Annotated in this window: 14 protein-coding genes, 1 tRNA gene and 1 other annotated feature; of the genes, 11 read left to right on the forward strand and 4 right to left on the reverse strand. The window is 41.0% G+C overall.

Going from position 1 to position 19,261, the window contains the following annotated elements; all coding sequences use genetic code 11:
• Position 1 precedes the first annotated feature (1 nt).
• The 5 genes from RV13_RS07130 (at position 2) to ileS (ending at position 5,542) form a co-directional block, all read left to right on the forward strand.
• On the forward strand, positions 2-640 hold the full coding sequence (locus RV13_RS07130) for a cell division protein SepF (RefSeq protein WP_028020311.1): 639 nt from the start codon (positions 2-4) through the stop codon (positions 638-640).
• Between the two features lie 13 nt (positions 641-653).
• Positions 654-929, forward strand: a complete 276-nt coding sequence (locus RV13_RS07135; protein WP_174520502.1) for a YggT family protein — start codon at positions 654-656, stop codon at positions 927-929.
• Positions 930-941: 12 nt separating this feature from the next.
• Positions 942-1,724, forward strand: coding sequence for a YlmH family RNA-binding protein (locus RV13_RS07140; RefSeq protein WP_028020309.1), 783 nt, complete (start codon positions 942-944; stop codon positions 1,722-1,724).
• Between the two features lie 22 nt (positions 1,725-1,746).
• Positions 1,747-2,451 carry a DivIVA domain-containing protein gene (locus RV13_RS07145; RefSeq protein WP_028020308.1) on the forward strand — a complete coding sequence of 235 codons (705 nt, stop codon included), beginning with the start codon at positions 1,747-1,749 and terminating at the stop codon, positions 2,449-2,451.
• Positions 2,444-2,657, forward strand: a binding site (T-box leader). It overlaps the preceding gene by 8 nt.
• 98 nt (positions 2,658-2,755) lie before the next feature.
• Positions 2,756-5,542 (forward strand): isoleucine--tRNA ligase, encoded by a 2,787-nt coding sequence (gene ileS, locus RV13_RS07150; RefSeq protein ID WP_028020307.1) that lies wholly within the window; start codon positions 2,756-2,758, stop codon positions 5,540-5,542.
• Positions 5,543-5,637: 95 nt separating this feature from the next.
• On the opposite strand, the gene zwf is transcribed toward ileS, so the two are convergent.
• Entirely contained in the window at positions 5,638-7,152 is a 1,515-nt protein-coding gene (gene zwf / locus RV13_RS07155) for a glucose-6-phosphate dehydrogenase (protein ID WP_010745929.1), read from the reverse strand.
• Between the two features lie 120 nt (positions 7,153-7,272).
• On the reverse strand, positions 7,273-7,920 hold the full coding sequence (efaR, locus tag RV13_RS07160) for a transcriptional regulator EfaR (RefSeq protein WP_028020306.1): 648 nt from the start codon (positions 7,918-7,920) through the stop codon (positions 7,273-7,275).
• A gap of 209 nt (positions 7,921-8,129) precedes the next feature.
• Here efaR and gltB point away from each other — a divergent pair, with 209 nt between their 5' ends.
• Positions 8,130-12,626 carry a glutamate synthase large subunit gene (gene gltB / locus RV13_RS07165; RefSeq protein ID WP_373278376.1) on the forward strand — a complete coding sequence of 1,499 codons (4,497 nt, stop codon included), beginning with the start codon at positions 8,130-8,132 and terminating at the stop codon, positions 12,624-12,626.
• A gap of 1 nt (position 12,627) precedes the next feature.
• Positions 12,628-14,064, forward strand: coding sequence for a glutamate synthase subunit beta (locus tag RV13_RS07170; RefSeq protein WP_060789119.1), 1,437 nt, complete (start codon positions 12,628-12,630; stop codon positions 14,062-14,064).
• Between the two features lie 25 nt (positions 14,065-14,089).
• Here the strand turns inward: RV13_RS07170 and RV13_RS07175 are convergent, their stop codons facing one another.
• Positions 14,090-14,446, reverse strand: coding sequence for a DUF4828 domain-containing protein (locus RV13_RS07175; protein WP_010745933.1), 357 nt, complete (start codon positions 14,444-14,446; stop codon positions 14,090-14,092).
• Positions 14,447-14,679: 233 nt separating this feature from the next.
• On the opposite strand from RV13_RS07175, the gene sfsA reads away from it, so the two are divergent.
• From sfsA to RV13_RS07195, 4 genes are all read left to right on the forward strand, one after another.
• Positions 14,680-15,411, forward strand: coding sequence for a DNA/RNA nuclease SfsA (gene sfsA / locus RV13_RS07180; RefSeq protein WP_028020303.1), 732 nt, complete (start codon positions 14,680-14,682; stop codon positions 15,409-15,411).
• Between the two features lie 94 nt (positions 15,412-15,505).
• The gene (locus RV13_RS07185) at positions 15,506-16,507 is read left to right on the forward strand and encodes a Gfo/Idh/MocA family protein (protein WP_010745935.1); all 1,002 of its coding nucleotides are present in this window, start codon (positions 15,506-15,508) and stop codon (positions 16,505-16,507) included.
• A gap of 8 nt (positions 16,508-16,515) precedes the next feature.
• Entirely contained in the window at positions 16,516-17,694 is a 1,179-nt protein-coding gene (locus RV13_RS07190; protein ID WP_028020302.1) for a DEAD/DEAH box helicase, read from the forward strand.
• Positions 17,695-17,884: 190 nt separating this feature from the next.
• Positions 17,885-17,958 (forward strand) — tRNA-Arg (locus tag RV13_RS07195).
• A 47-nt stretch (positions 17,959-18,005) separates the two neighbouring features.
• Here the strand turns inward: RV13_RS07195 and RV13_RS07200 are convergent.
• A complete protein-coding gene (locus RV13_RS07200) occupies positions 18,006-19,244 on the reverse strand; it encodes an aminopeptidase (RefSeq protein ID WP_028020301.1) in 1,239 nt (412 codons plus the stop codon).
• Positions 19,245-19,261: the final 17 nt, after the last annotated feature.

The following is a 19,261-nucleotide window of genomic DNA, read 5'->3' on the forward strand; positions in this document are numbered from 1 at the left end:
AATGGGAATTAGTCTAGCAAAGATCACTGATTTTTTTGGTTTAGCAGATGATGATATGTATGAAGAAGTAGCAGCACCTGCCCCAAAGAAGCAGGTTAGCCGCCCACAAAGCGCGCCTAAAAAAGAACGCGTAACGGCACGTTCAACATACCAAAAGCAAGAAAGACCAAAAGAAAGAGTACAGCAAAAAGTACAGGAGCGAGTACAACAACCAGTTGTTGAAACTCCTACGAATCGACGGGCAGAGGCTGTAATGAAAAAAGCAGAAAGTATGCCTAAGAAAAGTGAAAAAGTCGTTTCTATGCCAAATAATAACAGTCGGGCACAACGATTTGCTCCAAGAATGGAAGAAAAGAAAAAAGACCGCATCTCAGTGGTTGAACCAAGAGCCTATAATGAAGCGATGACAATCGCCAAACGTGTTGGACAAGGCGAAGTGGTTCTAATTAATTTTCAATCTTTAGATGAGATGAAGGCACGACGTGTGGTTGATTTTCTAACGGGCGCGGTATTTATGATTGACGGCGATATTAAGCGCGTTGGCAATGAGATGTTCTTATGTACGCCGACAAATGTTGAAATTACGAATACTGCATTGAGCTCAATGGTTGATGATGATATTTATGGATTAGGAATGTAAAGGAGCCGCTTATTTGAATCTACTTATTACACTTTTTTACTATTTAAATCGTTTAGTTTATCTCTATACGATACTTTTAGTTGTTTATGCGTTGATGTCATGGTTCCCAGGAGCCTACCAATCTAGATTTGGTCAGCTTTTAGGTCGAATTTGTGAGCCGTTTCTTAATTTGTTTCGACGGTTGCCATTACAATTTGGCGGGATTGATTTTTCAGTGATGGCTGCGATTTTAGCGTTAAATTTTGCAATGGGGGTATTACAAAGAATTCTGATAAATATTATTTATTAAGGAGGTGGCACTATGAATGCGAATGTCTATCAACATTTTAGACCAGAAGAGCATCCATTTGTTGACAGTGTTGGCGATTGGCTAGAACAAGTTGAAAGCCAGTACGCTCCTTATTTGACGAATTTTTTAGATCCTCGTCAGGCGTATATTTTAGAAACATTAATTCGTGAAAATAGCGAATTAAAATTTTCTTTTTATGGCGGTTATGAAGATGCAGAACGTTGTCGCTGCATGATTTATCCTGATTATTACGAGCCGCAGATCGACGATTTTGAACTGGTGATGATTGAGATTAACTATCCACAAAAGTTCACTGAACTTTCTCATGGAAAGATTCTGGGGACGTTAATGAATGCGGGAATTAAGCGTGACTATTTTGGGGATATTATTTCTGACGGTGATCGTTGGCAAATCTTTTTAGCAAAAGAATCTGCTAGCTATATCGTTAGTCAAGTAACAAAAATTGGTCGTGTGACAGTTCATTTAGAGGAACGGCCTTACACAGACATTATTATTCCTAAGGATAGTTGGTTAGAGGAAACTACTACAGCAACTTCTCTGCGACTGGATGCAATTGTTTCAACCGTCTACAATATATCACGTCAGCGTTCAAAACAGTTAGTGGAAGCCGGCAAGGTGAAAGTCAACTGGTCAGTAAATGAACGCCCAGATTATTTGCTAGATTTATTAGATGTCGTTTCAGTCCGGGGATTTGGTCGAATTCAGATTCAAGGATTAGAGGGAAAAACAAAGAAAGAGAAATTTCGTTTGCGTTTAGGCGTTTTGCGAAAATAAAATTTATGAGGTGAACAAAAAAATGGCATTAACTCCATTAGATATTCAAAATAAGAATTTCTCCACGAAAATGCGTGGCTATAACCAAGATGAGGTCGATGACTTCTTAGATATGATCGTTCGCGATTATGAAGACAGTATCGCAAAAAATCGTGAATTAGAAAAAGCATTGAAGCATTCAGAGGAAAAATTAGAGTACTTCAATGAATTGAAGGAAGCGTTGAACCAATCAATCGTTGTAGCACAAGATACCGCTGATAAGGTTAAATCTTCTGCAAGCAAGGAATCTGAAGTAATTGTCACATCTGCTCAAAACCGTGCAGATGAGCTGATTTCTAACGCAATGCAAAAGGCTAACTTGTTAACGACAACTGCTGAAGACAAAGCAAAAGAAATTCTAACTGATGCTACTTCTAAAGCTCGTCAATTAGCTGCGGAAACAAATGACTTGAAAAAGAAAACGCGTGTTTTCCATCAACAATTATTATTGCTGTTAGAAACACAAATCGATCAAGCGCGCAGTGGCGATTGGGAAGAAGTCCTAAAACCAATGTCTTCCTATGTGGGAGATGGACATGAAGTTCTGAAAGAAGTTTTAGCTAATGAACTTGACAACGATGATGTGGTTGCAGTAGACTCAGATGAAGCAATTATTACTCCTGAACCTGAAGAAGATATGGGATTAACGATTGACATTCCTGAATTAATTAAATCAGACGAAAACTAAGCTAATCTAGAATAGAAAAGCTGATTAGATTCTTTTAGCGAGCCGATGATAGTGGAAGTTCGGCAGACCCTCTAATTAGAAAGATCCTCTAGATCATGCGGTTGTGAAATATTAGTAGCAATCGACGGGTCATTCCGTTAACAATGATTAGAGGAAACTTTTTGGTTTCAAATTTTGGGTGGTACCACGACAAGCTCGTCCCTTTGCGGACAAGCTTGTTTTTTTGTGTTTTTAAACTTTTGATTTATCAAGGACTATTCAATCTTGAGTAGTACCTTAAAATAGAAAAAGGAGACGATTGATAGTGAAGACAAAAGAGACCCTTCAACTAGGTAAAACTGGGTTCCCGATGCGTGGCAATTTGCCAAATCGTGAAGGACAATGGGAAAAAGAATGGGAAGAAAATAAAATTTACGAAAAGCGTCAAAAATTAAATGAAGGAAAACCAACCTTTGTTCTCCACGATGGCCCTCCATATGCTAATGGAAACATCCATATTGGACATGCACTAAATAAAATTAGTAAAGATATCATCGTGCGCTCAAAATCAATGTCAGGTTTTCGTGCACCTTATGTACCGGGCTGGGATACACATGGATTGCCAATCGAACAAGTTCTTGCTAATAAAGGAATCAAACGAAAAGAAATGACGATGGCTGAGTATCGAAAAAAATGTGAAGAATATGCGCTATCACAAGTGGATAAGCAGCGAGATGATTTCAAACGGTTAGGGATCGCTGGTGAGTGGGACAATCCTTACATCACTCTTACTCCTGATTACGAGGCAGCTGAAATTCGTGTGTTCGGTAAAATGGCGGAAAAGGGCTACATTTATAAAGGATTAAAACCAATCTATTGGTCACCATCTAGTGAGTCATCATTGGCCGAAGCGGAAGTTGAATATAAGGATGTTAAATCGCCTTCTATTTTTGTTGCTTTTAAGGTTAAGGATGGTAAAGGAATTCTGGATACAGATACTTCATTTATTATCTGGACAACGACTCCATGGACTTTACCAGCTAACCAAGGAATTTCTGCAAACCCAGCGTATACTTACGTGGTGGTGGAAGCAGATGGGAGAAAATTTGTTGTTGCGAAAGACTTATTGGCAAATGTTGCTGAGGAGTTAGATTGGACAGATCCTAAGGTTATTAAAGAAGTTAACGGAAAAGACTTAGAGTATATGACTGCGCAGCATCCATTTTATGATCGAGAATCTCTAGTCATCTTAGGCGATCACGTCACATTAGATGCCGGTACTGGACTGGTTCATACAGCGCCTGGACATGGGGAAGATGATTATTTTGCCTGGAAGAAATATCGTAAAGACATCATTTCCCCCGTTGATGATCGCGGTGTTATGACTGCTGATGCGCCTGGGTTTGAAGGAGTCTTTTATGACAAGGTCAATCCAATGGTCACAGAACTGTTAGAAAAAAATGGGGCTTTATTGAAATTAGAATTCTTTACGCATAGTTATCCTCATGACTGGCGTACAAAGAAACCAATCATTTATCGTGCAACGCCTCAATGGTTTGCTTCTATTGATAAATTCCGTCAAGATATCTTAGACGAAATTGAAAAAGTCGATTGGATCATCCCATGGGGAAAAACTCGTTTGTACAATATGATTCGTGACCGTGGGGATTGGGTCATTTCTCGTCAGCGTGCATGGGGAGTTCCATTGCCAATCTTCTATGGTGAAAACGGTGAGGCAATCATCACACCGGAAACAACAGAACATGTGGCACAGCTATTCGCTGCGTATGGTTCTAACATTTGGTTTGAACGTGAAGCGAAGGATTTATTGCCGGAAGGATTTACTCATCCAAGTTCACCAAATGGAGAATTTACAAAAGAAACAGATATTATGGATGTGTGGTTCGATTCAGGATCTTCTCACGAAGCGGTGTTACGTCAACGTGATAACTTAACGTTCCCAGCTGACATGTATTTGGAAGGTTCTGACCAGTATCGTGGCTGGTTCAACTCAAGTATCACGACTAGTGTCGCTATTAATGGCGTCGCTCCATACAAATCAGTTCTTTCTCAAGGGTTTACTTTAGATGGTGAAGGCCGAAAAATGAGTAAATCTCTAGGAAATACAATCGTACCGGATAAAGTAATCAAGCAAATGGGTGCAGACATCTTGCGTCTATGGGTCAGCAGTGTAGACTATGAAGCGGACGTTCGAGTATCAATGGATATCTTGAATCAAGTATCGGAAGTTTATCGTAAAATCCGTAATACGATGCGTTTCTTATTAGCCAATACGAGTGATTTTGAACCAACAAAACACGCAGTAGCCTATGATGATTTACGTTCAGTGGATAAATACTTGTTAGTTCGTTTGAATCAAGTAATTAAAACTGTTCGTGAAGATGGTTATGAAGCATACGATTTTACTCAAATTTACAAAACAGTCGTGAATTTCTTAACGGTTGATTTGTCTTCGTTCTATTTGGATTTCGCGAAGGACGTTGTTTATATTCAAGCGGAAAACAGTTATGAACGCCGTTGTATGCAGACAGTCTTTTATCAAGCGGCAGTTGCATTAACAAAATTATTGACGCCGATCATCCCTCACACAACGGAGGAAATCTGGAGCTATTTGAAAGAAGAGGAGGAGTATGTTCAGTTAGCAGAATTGCCAAGCTATGATGAATACCCTAATCAAGCCGAATTGTTAGATACATGGAAGGCCTTTATGGATTTCCGCGACAACGTCTTGAAGGCTTTAGAAGAGGCCCGTAATGAGAAAATTATCGGTAAGTCTCTAGAAGCGAAGGTGACCATTTATCCAAATGAACAAGTAGGTGCTCTATTAACAGCACTAGATGCGGACCTTGCACAGTTATTGATCGTATCGCCAGATTCATTCAGTATTTCAAAAGAAGCAGCACCTGAAAATGCCATGACATTTGAAGATGTCGCGATCTTAGTTGAAAAAGCTGAAGGGGAAGTGTGTGATCGTTGTCGTCAAGTACGTACGACAGTTGGTGAAGATGAAAAACTTCCAAATTTATGTGCTTCATGTGCGCATATCGTTGAAGAAAATTATCCAGAGGCAGTAGCTGAAGGATTGGAATAACCCTTTATAATAGAAGAAACCCGTGTTGATTTGCGTCACACGGGTTTCTTGACGTAGAAAAAAGCTTACGGTTTTAGCCGTAAGCTTTTTTTGAATTATTCTAATTTTCCACGTTCACGATACCATTGATCCGGCTGCCACGCCCATTCGTGACCATTTTTAGCTAAGAGATCAAAGGCACATTGTGGTCCCATAGTTCCAGCAGCATAGTTTGGAAATCCTGGTGTAGTTTGATCCCAGGTAGTACGAATGCGATCAACAATCTCCCATGAGTTTGCTACTTCATCCCAGTGAGAGAAGTTAGTGCTGTCGCCGTTTAATGCATCTAGTAGTAATTTTTCATAGGCTTCAGGACTATTTTCAGTGACCTCGGCACTCTGACGGAAATCCAATTTTACTGGTTCAGTATTGAAGCCTTGTCCAATTTTCTTTCCATTTAAGGTTAAGGAGAAGCCTTCTGTTGGTTGGATATAAATGGTTAAAATATTTTGTGGTAACTCTTCTCCATCGACTTCTGCTTGTTCAAAATTAAAGACATTGACGGGAACCTGTTTAAAGACAATATTGATGCGGGTGCCTTTTTCTGTCATCCGTTTGCCAGTTCGAACATAAAAAGGAACACCTGACCAACGGAAGTTATCAATTAAAAATTTACCAGCGACAAACGTTTCCATTAAAGAATCTTTTGAGACATTTGGTTCATCATGGTAGGCGACGAATTGTTTATCATCTAACGTACCCGCGTCATATTGGCCGCGGACAAAATTTTGTAACACTTCTTCTGAGTTATAGCGACGAATGGCTTGCAAAACTTTTACTTTTTCCTCACGAATAGATTTATTAGAGAAAGAAGTTGGGACTTCCATTGCTAGTAGGGCAACGACTTGCAGGATATGATTTTGAACCATATCTTTTAATGCACCGCTATGTTCATAGTAGCCACCGCGGTCTTCTACACCAAGGGCTTCAGAAAAGGTAATCTGTACATTTTCGATATATCGGTTATTCCAAAGGGATTCAAAGATATTATTCCCAAAACGAATCACGGAAATATTTTGAATCATTTCTTTTCCTAAGTAATGATCAATTCGGAAAATATCTTGTTCGGGGAAAACTTTTCGGATCTGATTATTCAGTTCATTCGCAGAATCGTAGTCAAAGCCGAACGGTTTCTCGATCACTAATCGGTTATACCCTGTTGTGGTTAAAATTTCTTGCGACTTCAAATGATTAACAATTGTTCCAAAAAATTGAGGTGCCATGGCTAAGTAATATAGACGGTTGCCCTGTAGACCATATTTTTCATCTAATTCATCCGCTAAATTCTTTAATTGATCATAATGTTCTGTATCATTCACATCATGTGAAAGGTAGAAAAAGTGATTGGAAAATTCTTGTGCCTCTTCATCAGTAAGGGCAATATCTTTGATCGTATCACGCACAATTTCGCGATAATGCTCATCGCTCCAAGGTCTTCTAGCCGTACCAATGACGGCGAAATGTTTTGCTAAATTTCCTTTTTTATATAAACGAAATAATGAAGGGTAAAGCTTTCTCTTTGCTAAATCACCTGTACCGCCGAAGATGGTGAATAATGCTGCTTGTTCCATATGATTCACTCCTAGTTCCTAATAATGTATTCATTTTTAGAGCATCTACCATCCAAGAGAGCAGAGCTTGTTTTTATCATTTGCGTTGTCAAAACTGCAAAAGGTGGACGGGGACTCATTTTATAATGAATCAACAAAAATTGTTGACGCTGCTTTGTAACTAATTGAAACCTCTTTTTGGTCATTTTGTAAAGTAATTGGTCCTTCATAGGCCGCAATCGTTGAAATTTCGTATTCTTCATGGATTTTTACGCCAAGATCCATCAAATAGTCAAGCAGCTCTTTTTCATCCAAGACACGGGCAATACGTATTTTCGTACCTACTGGATAATTTGTCAGTGTTTGGCGGTCTTCTTCGTGGACGGTTTGATCCTGCTGCGGAATCATCCCACCATGAGGACAAAAAGTTGGATGGTTCAAGTAATTATCCAATTTCTGTTCCAATTGTGAGGAGGTCACATGCTCTAATACTTCTGCTTCATCATGGACTTCATTCCACGAATAGCCAAGATGATCGACTAGAAAAACTTCCCATAATCGATGTTTACGAACGAGCGTGCTCGCTTTTTCCAAACCTGCAGGTGTCAATTGAACACCTTGATAAGGAGAATGTTCAACTAAGCCTTCTTTAACTAGTTTATTAATCATCTCACTGACAGAAGCACCAGAAATGGATAAACCTGCAACGATTTTTTTATTGCTAACTTTTTCTTTGTCGCCACCTAATTCTAATATTAATTTTAAGTAATCTTCGCGATTCGGTGTCATTGATGTTCATCCTTTCGTAACGAAGCATATCAGATTAAGTTTACCAAATATTTTTTATTTTTTCCATTTGATTGGTCTTTTCTTTTTAAGTCTCAGAGCCGTAATAACACAGGTAATTAAAAAAAATTTCTAAGAACACTTGCCTATCTTTTTAAAAAAAGGTAGTATATTAAAAATAAATGAGAATTGTCAAACTATTTAAAGGATTGATGTCAATGACAAAGCAACAAGTAACAGCGGCCCCGACCATGTATGATCTCTCTTTTGAGAAGGATGCATGTGGTATGGGCTTTATTGCTCAGATGGAAGGTACAGCTTCACATCAATTAGTGAAGCATGCACTAACAATGTTAGAACGAATGAACCACCGCGGCGGAACTGGTGCAGAACCAGAAACTGGTGATGGCGCAGGAATATTAGCGACGATTCCAGATAAATTCTTTCAACGTGAAGCAAAAGCGGCAGGCGTAAGTTTACCTGATCGTGGACAGTACGCAGTAGGTATGTTCTTTTTGCCTGCAGAAGAAGAACATAAGAATGGCTTGCAGCAGGCGCTTGTAAAAGAAATTGAAGCTGCTGGTTATTTGGTTCTTTGGCAGCGCGACGTACCGTTCCAGTATGAAAATTGTGGCCCTGGTGCCCAAAAAGTGATGCCTAGCTTTGTGCAATTATTCATAAAACGACCGTTGGAAGTACAGACAGATCGAGATTTTGAGGATCGGTTGTATCGCTTGCGTCGTAAATTGGAGAAAACATATCACGCAGGAGAAATGGCGATTTGCAGCTTATCTAGTAAAACGATTGTTTATAAAGGAATGCTGCATGCTTATCAGGTTGGTATTTTTTATGATGATTTGCAGGATGAAGACTTTGCAGCGAGTATCGCAGTTGTACATTCTCGCTTTTCTACCAACACATTTCCAAGTTGGGACCGCGCTCAGCCATTCCGTTTCTTAGCTCATAATGGGGAAATCAATACCCTGCGTGGATCAGAAAACTGGATGAAGAGTCATGGCATCGAAGTATATAACGAAGAGGATTCTGACTCGGCCAAGCTAGAAAATTGTATGGAGTATTTGTATCGTAATGGACGTGATATTCCTCACGCTTTAATGATGATGGTACCAGAGGCTTGGTCGGAAGAAGCAGGGTTAGGCGAGGAAATGACCGCCTTCCAAGAATACAATGCCAGCTTTATGGCGCCTTGGGATGGACCGGCGGCTTTATGTTTCACGGATGGTGAAATGGTTGGTGCGACGTTGGACCGGAACGGGTTACGACCTTCTCGCTATTCTATAACAAAGGATGGCTTTGTTCAGGTAGCATCTGAATCAGGTGTCGTGGATTTTGCTCCTTCTAATGTGATTGAAAAAGGTGTGTTAGGACCTGCGAATATGATCTTAGTTGATACCATCAATGGGAAATTTTACCGCAATCAAGAGATCAAAGAAAAATATGCAAAGGCTCATACCTACAAAGAATGGTTAGCTGAAAATCGTATTGAGCTTTCTCAGCTTGCTGAAACAGAAGTTCAAGAAGCCGCAGTTACGGGCAAAGAATTGCAAAGAATGTGGAAGCTGAACGGCTATACAGATGAAATTATTCGCGGAGCCTTGCTGCAAATGGCAGAGAAGGGAGAAGAGCCGGTACTTTCTATGGGGTATGATTCTCCGTTAGCTGTTTTGAGTGACAAGCCGCAATCATTGTTTACGTACTTCAAGCAGCAGTTTGCTCAAGTGACGAATCCGCCGATTGACGCGATCCGTGAACAATTGGTTATCGGAACAGAGATGTTCTTAGGGCGTGACGGCGATATTCGGGTAGACGACGCTCATAACTGTCAAAAACTAAAAATTAAGAGCCCAGTTCTCAGCAGCGCAGATTTTCTAAAAATTGCTCAGTTAAATACTAAAGAGCAAAAAGCCGTAACCATTTCAACACTGTATCCTATCGGGAATAGAAATGCTTTAGAAGATGGCTTAGAACAGATGTTTAAAGAGGCTGAATCTGCGATTGATAAGGGCGCTACGATCTTGATTTTAAGTGATCGTGGGGCTGTTCAGGAAAAAATGGCGATGCCTATTTTATTAGCTGTATCAGGGTTGCATAATCATTTGGTCCGTAAAGGAAAAGCATCGTTGGCAAGTTTGGTTGTTGACTCTGCGGAAGTTTGCGAGGTTCATCATTTTGCCACTTTAATTGGATATGGTGCTAGCGGTATCCATCCTTATGGTGCGTATGCGACGTTAAATGACTTTGACATTGAAAATGGCTTGGAAAATTACCGTAAAGCCGCTGAAAAAGGGATCGTAAAGGTGATGTCCCGCATGGGTATTTCGACCATTGCCGGTTACCACGGTGCACAGCTGTTTGAAGTTGTGGGGATCAGTCAGCCAGTAACAGATAAATACTTTACTGGGACTGCCAGCCGTATCGGCGGATTGTCGCTTTATCAAATTGAAGAAGAGTATTTGCAGCGTCATTCTCTAGCCTATGGTCCACAACAAAATGATTTGTTGGCTTCAGGAGGAAGCTTCCAATACAAGGCAGATGGCGAACATCATTTATTCAATCCGAAGACAATTTATAATTTCCAACAAGCCGTTCGAGCAGGGGATTATCAATTGTTCAAACATTATGTTGAACAAATGAATCAGGAGGCCTTAGACGAACCAACAAATTTACGAGCGCTTTGGGAATTTAAAAAGGATCGTCCAGCAGTGAAACTTTCTGAAGTGGAGCCTGCTAGTAAAATCGTGAAACGCTTCAAAGTTGGAGCTATGTCATATGGTTCATTAAGTGAGGAAGCTCATCAATGTATCGCTGAAGCCATGAACAGTATTGGCGCGAAATCCAACAGCGGTGAAGGTGGAGAAAATCGCAAACGATTCAAACCGCAAGCGGATGGCAAGAACTTCAACAGTAAAATCAAGCAGGTCGCTTCGGGACGTTTCGGTGTAAATGCGGAATATCTGATGAGTGCCGAAGAACTACAGATTAAGATGGCTCAAGGTGCAAAACCAGGAGAAGGCGGACAATTACCTGGCAATAAAGTTTTCCCTTGGGTGGCAGAAATTCGCGGATCTACACCAGGTGTGCGATTGATTTCGCCTCCGCCGCATCATGATATCTATTCGATTGAAGATTTGGCTCAGTTAATCTATGACCTGAAGGCAATCAATCCGTATGCGAAAATTAATGTTAAGCTGGTTTCAAGTACAGGGGTTGGGACGATTGCAACAGGCGTGGTTAAAGCTGGAGCAGATGTTGTCGTAATCTCTGGCTATGATGGTGGAACAGGCGCTTCACCGCGTAATTCGATACGTGATGCTGGACTGCCATGGGAAATGGGAGTTGCTGAGGCGCACCAAACATTAGCTATGAACAATTTACGTCAGCGGATGACACTAGAAACTGATGGCAAATTAATGACGGGCCGCGATGTGGCGATGGCGATCTTATTAGGTGCTGAGGAATACAGCTTTGCTTCGTTAGCTTTAGTGGCGATCGGTTGTGTAATGATGCGGGTTTGCAGCTTGAACACCTGTCCAGTGGGGGTAGCGACACAAAATCCGGCGTTGCGAAAATTCTTTGTTGGCAAACCGGAACACTTAGTGAATATGATGTATTTCATCGCAGAGGATTTACGCGAAATTATGGCGGAATTAGGCTTCAGAAGTATCGACGAGATGATCGGACACACAGAAGTTTTAGCGCCGCGCTTTATTGCGAAGGGCAAGGCAAAATCGTTAGACTTCTCAAGAATTCTATCAACAAGCGTTGGTATTGAACGGAAAACAGAAGATCCATTCAAAGAAAAACGTGAATGGCCTGAATTGGATCATTTTGCTGAAGGTGCCATTAAAAATGGTGAGCAAGTGGTGATGACCTATCCAATCAATAATGTCAATCGAACAGTCGGTGCACGAATGGGCGGCTGGATCGCTGAGCGATTTGGAAACTACCAGCTGATGCCTGGTCAGATCAAATACACTTATACCGGTATCGCAGGTCAAAGCTTCGGCTCGTTCATCACCCAAGGCATGGAATTAAAACTCATCGGTGAAGGAAATGACTACGTGGCGAAAGGTCTTAGCGGCGGCCGTGTAATTATCGTACCGCCAAAGGATGCAGCTTACGATGTAGAAAATTCACCAATCGTTGGGAATGTGGTCTGCTTTGGTGCAAATCGCGGAGAAGGATACTTCCGAGGGAAAGCAGGCGAACGTTTCTGTGTCCGTAATAGCGGGGCGAATGTGGTCGTCGAAGGCGTCGGTGATCATGGCTGTGAGTATATGACTGGCGGAGTTGCGGTCATCTTAGGGCCAACTGGTCGAAACTTTGCTGCGGGAATGTCTGGCGGGGTGGCTTATGTTTATGATCCGACAGGGACTTTTGCCGATAAATGTAACTTAGAGATGGTGGATCTTTTCAAATTAGGTGAAGCTGGCGATGATGCGGTCTTGAAGGAAATGATTGAGAAGCATCTTGCCTATACTGATTCATTAAAAGCAGCTGAATTATTGAATGATTGGGAAAATGCTCAAAAACATTTTGTCAAAGTGTACCCAAGAGAATACCACGAAATGGTTCGAGTAACAGAGGAATTAGCGAAAACAGGTCTAAAAGGTGACGAGTTAATTGAGAAAGCCTTCATCGAAGTGATCGGCGAACAAACGGTACCGGCTGGAAAGGAGCGTGGCTAGGATGGCAGATCCATTTGGATTTTTAAAATACCCCCGAAAGGACAATCCTTATCGTCCAGTCGAAGAACGAATTCAAGATTGGGAAGAATTACAAACACCCCTCAATGTAGAGGAACGGAAAGAACAAGCGGCTCGTTGTATGAATTGCGGGATTCCATTTTGTCATACAGGAATTTTTTATGGCGGAAAGCGTGCGGTATCAGGGTGCCCTAACGATAACCTGATTCCTGAATGGAATGATTTTGTTTTTCGTGGCGATTTTAAGAACGCCTTTGATCGATTGGCAAAGACTAACCCACTACCAGAGATGACAGGTCGAGTATGTCCTGCGCCATGTGAAAAATCTTGTACAGAAGGATTGAACGGTTCTGGCGTGGCGATCCATGATAATGAACGCTTCATTATCGATCATGCCTTTGAAAATGATTGGGTCAAAGCAGATGGGCTGCCGGATGAACGGACAGATTTTAAAGTAGCGATCATTGGCTCTGGTCCGGCTGGACTTTCAGCCGCGTGGCGCTTAAATCAGCTGGGCCATCAAGTAACGGTTTATGAACGTAGTGACCGTGCCGGCGGCTTGTTGATGTATGGGATTCCCAATATGAAGTTGGATAAAGAAATCGTTCAGCGTCGAATTGATGTAATGAAGGAAGTCGGAATCACCTTTGTTTTAAATACCGAGGTTGGAACAGATATTAGTGCCCCTGACTTGCAAAAAGATTATGATCGTGTCATTATTGCCAGCGGTGCCGGCGTGCCTCGAGACTTAAAGATCAAAGGACGTGAACTGCATGGCATTCAGTTTGCGGTAGATTATTTAACGGAATGCACGAAAACTGTTTTACAGCAAGGAAAGAAAGTAACGGATCAGAAGTTAGCAGGCAAGCATGTGATCGTTATTGGTGGTGGAGACACAGGAAATGACTGTATCGGATCAGCAATTCGTCAAGGTGCTGCTTCTGTCAAACAGCTGGAAATCACGCCTCAGCTACCTTCAAACCGAACACCTGATAATCCTTGGCCAGAATATTCTATGATCAATCGCCAAGGGTATGGTCAAGAAGAGGGAGCGTTGAAAAATGATGAGCTAACGACTTATAGTACCTCCACAACGTCCTTTATCGGTGCGGAACGAGGACAGGTAATTGCGATTGAAACGACTCAGGTCGATGCACGCTTCCAGCCAATCAAGGGTACGGAGAAAACCCTGAAGGCAGATTTAGTATTGCTGGCGATGGGCTTTACTGGTGCAGAGAAAAATCTATTGGACGCCTTCGATGTTCATGAGATTTATGAAGACTATACAACAAATAATGAAAAAGTATATGTGGCAGGCGATGCTAGAAGGGGCCCTAGTCTTGTGATCTGGGGAATTCGTGAAGGACGTAAAGCTGCAGAAAACGTGGATCAGATCTTACGGTCTTTGATTCATCAATAAAAAAAGATGCCATTAGGCATCTTTTTTATTTTTTTACAGGGACGATAGGAAAGGACACATCATCTAATTCATCATAGAGAGTGTCTGGCGTACCATTTTTTGTTTTAATCAATAAATGATAGCCATATTGATCTTGAATCGCTAATTTTTGTTCACTCAATTCAATCAGTTGGTAGATGATGGCTGTGCCATCTAAAATAATCGATAAGTCAGGGTAAATCGTTATGGTATGATGTTTGTGTTCTTTTGGATGAGTGAACTCCCAAGAACCGACATACCTGCTATTAAGGTCCTTCGCTTCACGTTTGCGGACAAATTTTGAACTCACTGCAGCTACACCGAGAGATGTCGCACTGAGGAAGACGGGCCATTTCAATCTCATCAAAAAACTCCTTTCTCAACCTTACGAATACCAATAAAAAATTGCTGAATAATTTTTAAGCCAGAATCCTGATTTGAGATCGTTCTAGCTAATCGCTAGTTCTCTGAAAACACTTGAAAAAGTTGTACGAGAATACTTTCACACGGGCTTTGTTATACTATATAATAAAGTCTGTCATCTTACCATCAGCCTTAAGGACTATTTAACTTTTTTTAGAAGGATTTTGATAAAAAATGAAGTATTCTGCCATTCACTTAGCTATTTTTATTGAAAGGAGCAATCGGTTTATTGCTCGCTGCCGCCTATTTGATTCAGGCGAAGAAATTGTCACCCACGTAAAAAATACTGGGCGTAGTAAAGAACTACTTGTTCCGAACGCTCTAGTAGCGGTGAACCATCAGCCGTCAGAAAAACGGAAAACGGCTTATGATTTAATCGCAGTCAAAAAGAGAGAGATGTGGATCAATATTGACTCACAAATCCCTAATGCTTTGGCAGCTGAGGGAGTTTTATCTGGAAAGATTACGTTGCCTGGATTAAAGGGGACAATTAATTATTTAAAACGGGAGTATACGTTTGAACGGTCAAAATTTGATATTTATTTTGAAACGGATTTTCAGGAAAAAGGCTTTGTCGAGGTAAAGGGATTGACCCTTGAAAATTATAGGATCGGTGCGTTTCCTGATGCGCCAACATTACGAGGTCTGAAGCACGTAGAAGAGCTGCGTCTGGCGCAAGCCATGGGGTATCATTGCTATCTATTATTCATTGTCCAGTTTCCGAACATCCAAGCGGCGACAATTCATCGTGTGATGCAGCCGAAACTTTATGAGGCGGTAGAAATGGCTGAAGGAGACGGAGTTCAAGTTTTAGCGTATAATTGTGACGTGGATCAAGAAACGATTTCAATCAAACAGGCGGTTCCATTTGATTTAGAGCAAGCATTTATTGATCCTAATTTGTGAGTACACAAGGGTTAATAAGCTATCAAAAGTAAAATGTATATGTATTTTTCAAAGCAAGAAAATTGAAAGACTCAAAAATAGGGAGGAAATAAGCATGATTAATTTAGGGATTATTGGAACGAATTGGATCACGGATCAATTTGTTCAAGCTGCGCATGAGACAGGACAGTATCAACTGGCGGCTGTTTATTCACGACGACTTGAAACAGCGCAAAAATTTGGTGAAAAATATGGCGACGTAGAGTATGCCACAGATCTTAAGACATTCTTTGACATTGAACATTTGAACACTGTGTATATTGCCTCACCAAATAGTCTGCATTTTGAACAAGCAAAGCAAGGCATCCTTGCAGGAAAAAATGTGATCGTTGAAAAACCAGCCTTCTCAACACCGCAAGAGATGGATGAAATTATCGAGTTAGCAAATCAAAAAAGAGTCTTTTTCTTTGAAGCGGCTCGTAATATCCATGAGCAATCCTTTAAAACAGTGGCAGACTTTCTTCCTTACAAAGATCGTATTATCGGTGCGGACTTTAGTTTTATGAAGTATTCTTCTCGCTACGATCAAGTGTTGGATGGACAAGAACCGAATATCTTTTCACCACACTTTTCTGGAGGCGCGTTAGCTGATTTAGGCGTTTATCCGATTTATGCGGCACTGGCTTGGTTCGGAATGCCTAAGGAAAGTATTTATTTTGGACAAAAGCTTTCGACAGGCGTTGACGGAATGGGCACCGGTATTTTACGGTATGAGAACTTTGATGTGACGATTCGAACAGGCAAAATTGGAGACAGCTTCCAACAGTCAGAAATCTATTTAACGAATGGAACGTTAGTTATGAATGCGGTGAATTCGATTAGCGAAGCTGTTTTTCATGATCGTGATCATCAGCGAAGAGAAAAACTGAACGTTCACCAATTAGAAAATCCGATGGTTGAAGAAGCTAACGTGTTTGCGCAGGTCATTCTAAACCCTACTGACCGCAAACTTGGGACGGATTATGAAGAATGGGTGGAATTAGCCAGAAATGTGAACCAAGTAATCTATGATATGCGAAAAAGTGCAGGCATTGTTTTTGATGCTGATAAGAAATAGAGGGAATTATGGATAATCAAGAGTTTGTACCATTTTTAAAGAAAAACTGGAATGAAGCAGGGTTTAAAAAAACTGCTTTGATCCAAGAAAAAGTCTTTGCTCCTATTAGCGAGGGAGAAAATCTTGTTGGAATTGCACCGACTGGAAGCGGGAAGACCCTCGCGTATTTATTACCGTTACTTAATCGATTGGAAGCAGGAAAGGCTAGCCAAGTTTTAGTTCTGACTTCTTCTCAAGAGTTAGCTATGCAGGTAGTTGAGGTTGCACGCAAGTGGCTGGCAGGTTCTGGGATGAAAGTACAGGCTTTGATTGGCGGAGCAAACGTAAAACGTCAACAGGAAGCCTTAAAGAAAAAACCAGAATTATTGATTGGTACACCTGGACGTGTATTGGAATTAATTACAGCAAAAAAAATTAAGGCAGCTCACATTCAAACCTTGGTCTTCGATGAAGTGGATCAGCTGATCCAAGGACAGAGCCTTCAGCTCATTCAAAAAATTTTGAAAGCAAGTGATAATGAAGCGCAGCATTTGTATTTTTCTGCCACAGCCGATGCTGTATTAGAAGAGCTGAATCAATTTGAGTCGGAGTTACTTGTTGTGGATGTTTCAAAAGAGGATAAGAGTCAAGGGGATGTACAGCATTTCTATTTAGAAACTAGTGATCGAAAGAAAGTCGATCAATTACGACGTTTACTAAATCTGCCAGCCTTTTGGGGGATGATTTTCTTCAATCAATTGAATGACATGGGAAGTGCCGAAGAGAAATTATTGTATCATGAGTTACCTGTCGCAAGTTTGGCATCTGACCAATCAAAGCTATCTCGTAAAAATGCGATTGAACAATTCAAAAAACATCAGGCACTAGGTCTGTTGACGACAGATTTGGCAAGTCGCGGCTTAGATATTGAAGCACTGCCATTTGTAATCAATGCGGATGTTCCTTTAAGTGAAGAAAGCTATCTGCATCGTGCTGGACGCGTTGGTCGAATGGGGAATAGCGGTGTTGTAATTTCTCTGGTGACACCACAAGAAAAATCTGATTTAACAAAAATCGCGAAGAAACTAGAAGTGAAGCTTGCACCAATCTATTTATTTGGAGGGGAGCTTTTAACGGAAGAACCCACACGACAGAGTGAACCCAAAAAGAAAAAAAGCAAAAACAAAAAAGGGAAAAGACGAAAATAAGTCTTTTTCCTTTTTTTATTTTTTTAGGAGTATCGTTCATATGAGATTTTTTTGAATTCTTATTTGAGAAAAATTCATCTATTAGTAATTGGCGACTTGCAATTTTTTTCCTTTTTTTAGCTTAGCTTCCTTAAATTTAAGTTAGCCACCTTGATAAAATAAGTTAAAATCGCTACAATAGGATAGGCATGTTCTCGTAGCTCAGTAGGATAGAGCGATCGCCTCCTAAGCGATAGGTCGCTGGTTCGATTCCAGTCGAGAACGTAGTAAAAATCCACTTAGAAAATTATTTCTAAGTGGATTTTTTGTAATTAAGCCCAATCGCCATTTCTAAAAATTGGAACTTTTGAACCGTCTTTACGAATACCGTCGATATTCATTTCAGCGGAACCCACCATAAAATCAACATGGGTTTGGCTGCTGTTTAGACCGGCCTCAGCAAGTTGGGTTTTATTCATTTCAGTACCACCCTCAACACTGAAAGGGTAAGCAGCACCAAGAGCTAAATGATTCGAAGCATTTTCATCAAAAAGCGTATTGAAGAACGTGATTCCTGATTGAGAGATTGGTGAAGGATCAGGGACCAAGGCAACTTCACCTAAATGTTTAGCGCCTTCGTCAATATCTAACAGCGATGCCAAAACATCCGTGCCTTCTTTAGCAGAAAATTCCACAACCTTACCATCTTTAAATGTAAACTTCATTTCATTTAGTGTTGTTCCGGCGTAACTTAACGGTTTAGTGCTGGTAATAAAGCCGTCAACACGATTCCGGTCAGGTGCGGTGAATACTTCTTCAGTCGGCATATTCGCCATAAACTCATTGCCGTCCGCAGCAAAACTGCCGGCGCCTTCCCAAACGTGGTTCTCAGGCAGTCCTATAACAATATCAGTCCCTGGAGCTGTGTAGTGAAGAGCATAAAACTGTTCTTTATTTAAACGCTCTGCTTGTTTTCGCATCGTCGCGTCATGCTCCTCCCAAGCCTTGACCGGATCATCTGTATAGATGCGAGTTGTTTTGAAAATCTCTTCCCAAAGTCTATCAACTTGTTCTTCACTTGAAGCAAGTTCAGGGAATACTTTTTCTGCCCAAGCTGGACTTGAAGCCGCTACGACAGTCCAGCGTAATTTATTGGATTGAGTCGCCTCCATCACAGCCTGCAGTGCTTTTCCTCTTGCTGCTTGATAGACTGCGACACGGGTGGTATCAACCCCTAATAAAGCATCCGGATTTTGAGAAACAATACTGATACGAGTTACGCGCTTTTCGGCAAAAGTGTTGGCTTCATCAACCTTGTAGGGTGGGATTTCATTGATACGATCCTCTGCTGCATGACTTAAAAATTCTCGCTGAACCTCGTCATCATTCCATTGGACGATGACTTCTGCAGCGCCTAATTGATAGGCCTCTTTCGTCACTAGACGGGCCAATGGCGCTTGTTCTACGCTGGCATAGACAACCACGGTATCATCCTTTTGTACGTTAACACCAACTTTTGTAATCAAATGTGCGTATTTATTTAAAAGCGTTTCAAAATTAGGTAAAACCATTTGAATCCCTCCATTTC

The sequence above is a fragment of the Enterococcus raffinosus genome (assembly GCF_001886185.1).
GTDB classification, from domain to species: Bacteria; Bacillota; Bacilli; order Lactobacillales; family Enterococcaceae; genus Enterococcus_A; species Enterococcus_A raffinosus.

Coding starts and splice junctions, on each gene's coding strand:
- RV13_RS07140 (WP_028020309.1), top strand. CDS start 942: ATGAATGCGAATGTCTATCAACATTTTAGACCAGAAGAGCATCCATTT.
- gltB (WP_373278376.1), top strand. CDS start 8,130: ATGTCAATGACAAAGCAACAAGTAACAGCGGCCCCGACCATGTATGAT.
- zwf (WP_010745929.1), bottom strand. CDS start 7,152: ATGGAACAAGCAGCATTATTCACCATCTTCGGCGGTACAGGTGATTTA.
- RV13_RS07175 (WP_010745933.1), bottom strand. CDS start 14,446: ATGAGATTGAAATGGCCCGTCTTCCTCAGTGCGACATCTCTCGGTGTA.
- RV13_RS07200 (WP_028020301.1), bottom strand. CDS start 19,244: ATGGTTTTACCTAATTTTGAAACGCTTTTAAATAAATACGCACATTTG.
- sfsA (WP_028020303.1), top strand. CDS start 14,680: ATGAAGTATTCTGCCATTCACTTAGCTATTTTTATTGAAAGGAGCAAT.
- RV13_RS07145 (WP_028020308.1), top strand. CDS start 1,747: ATGGCATTAACTCCATTAGATATTCAAAATAAGAATTTCTCCACGAAA.
- efaR (WP_028020306.1), bottom strand. CDS start 7,920: ATGACACCGAATCGCGAAGATTACTTAAAATTAATATTAGAATTAGGT.
- RV13_RS07185 (WP_010745935.1), top strand. CDS start 15,506: ATGATTAATTTAGGGATTATTGGAACGAATTGGATCACGGATCAATTT.
- RV13_RS07130 (WP_028020311.1), top strand. CDS start 2: ATGGGAATTAGTCTAGCAAAGATCACTGATTTTTTTGGTTTAGCAGAT.
- RV13_RS07190 (WP_028020302.1), top strand. CDS start 16,516: ATGGATAATCAAGAGTTTGTACCATTTTTAAAGAAAAACTGGAATGAA.
- RV13_RS07170 (WP_060789119.1), top strand. CDS start 12,628: ATGGCAGATCCATTTGGATTTTTAAAATACCCCCGAAAGGACAATCCT.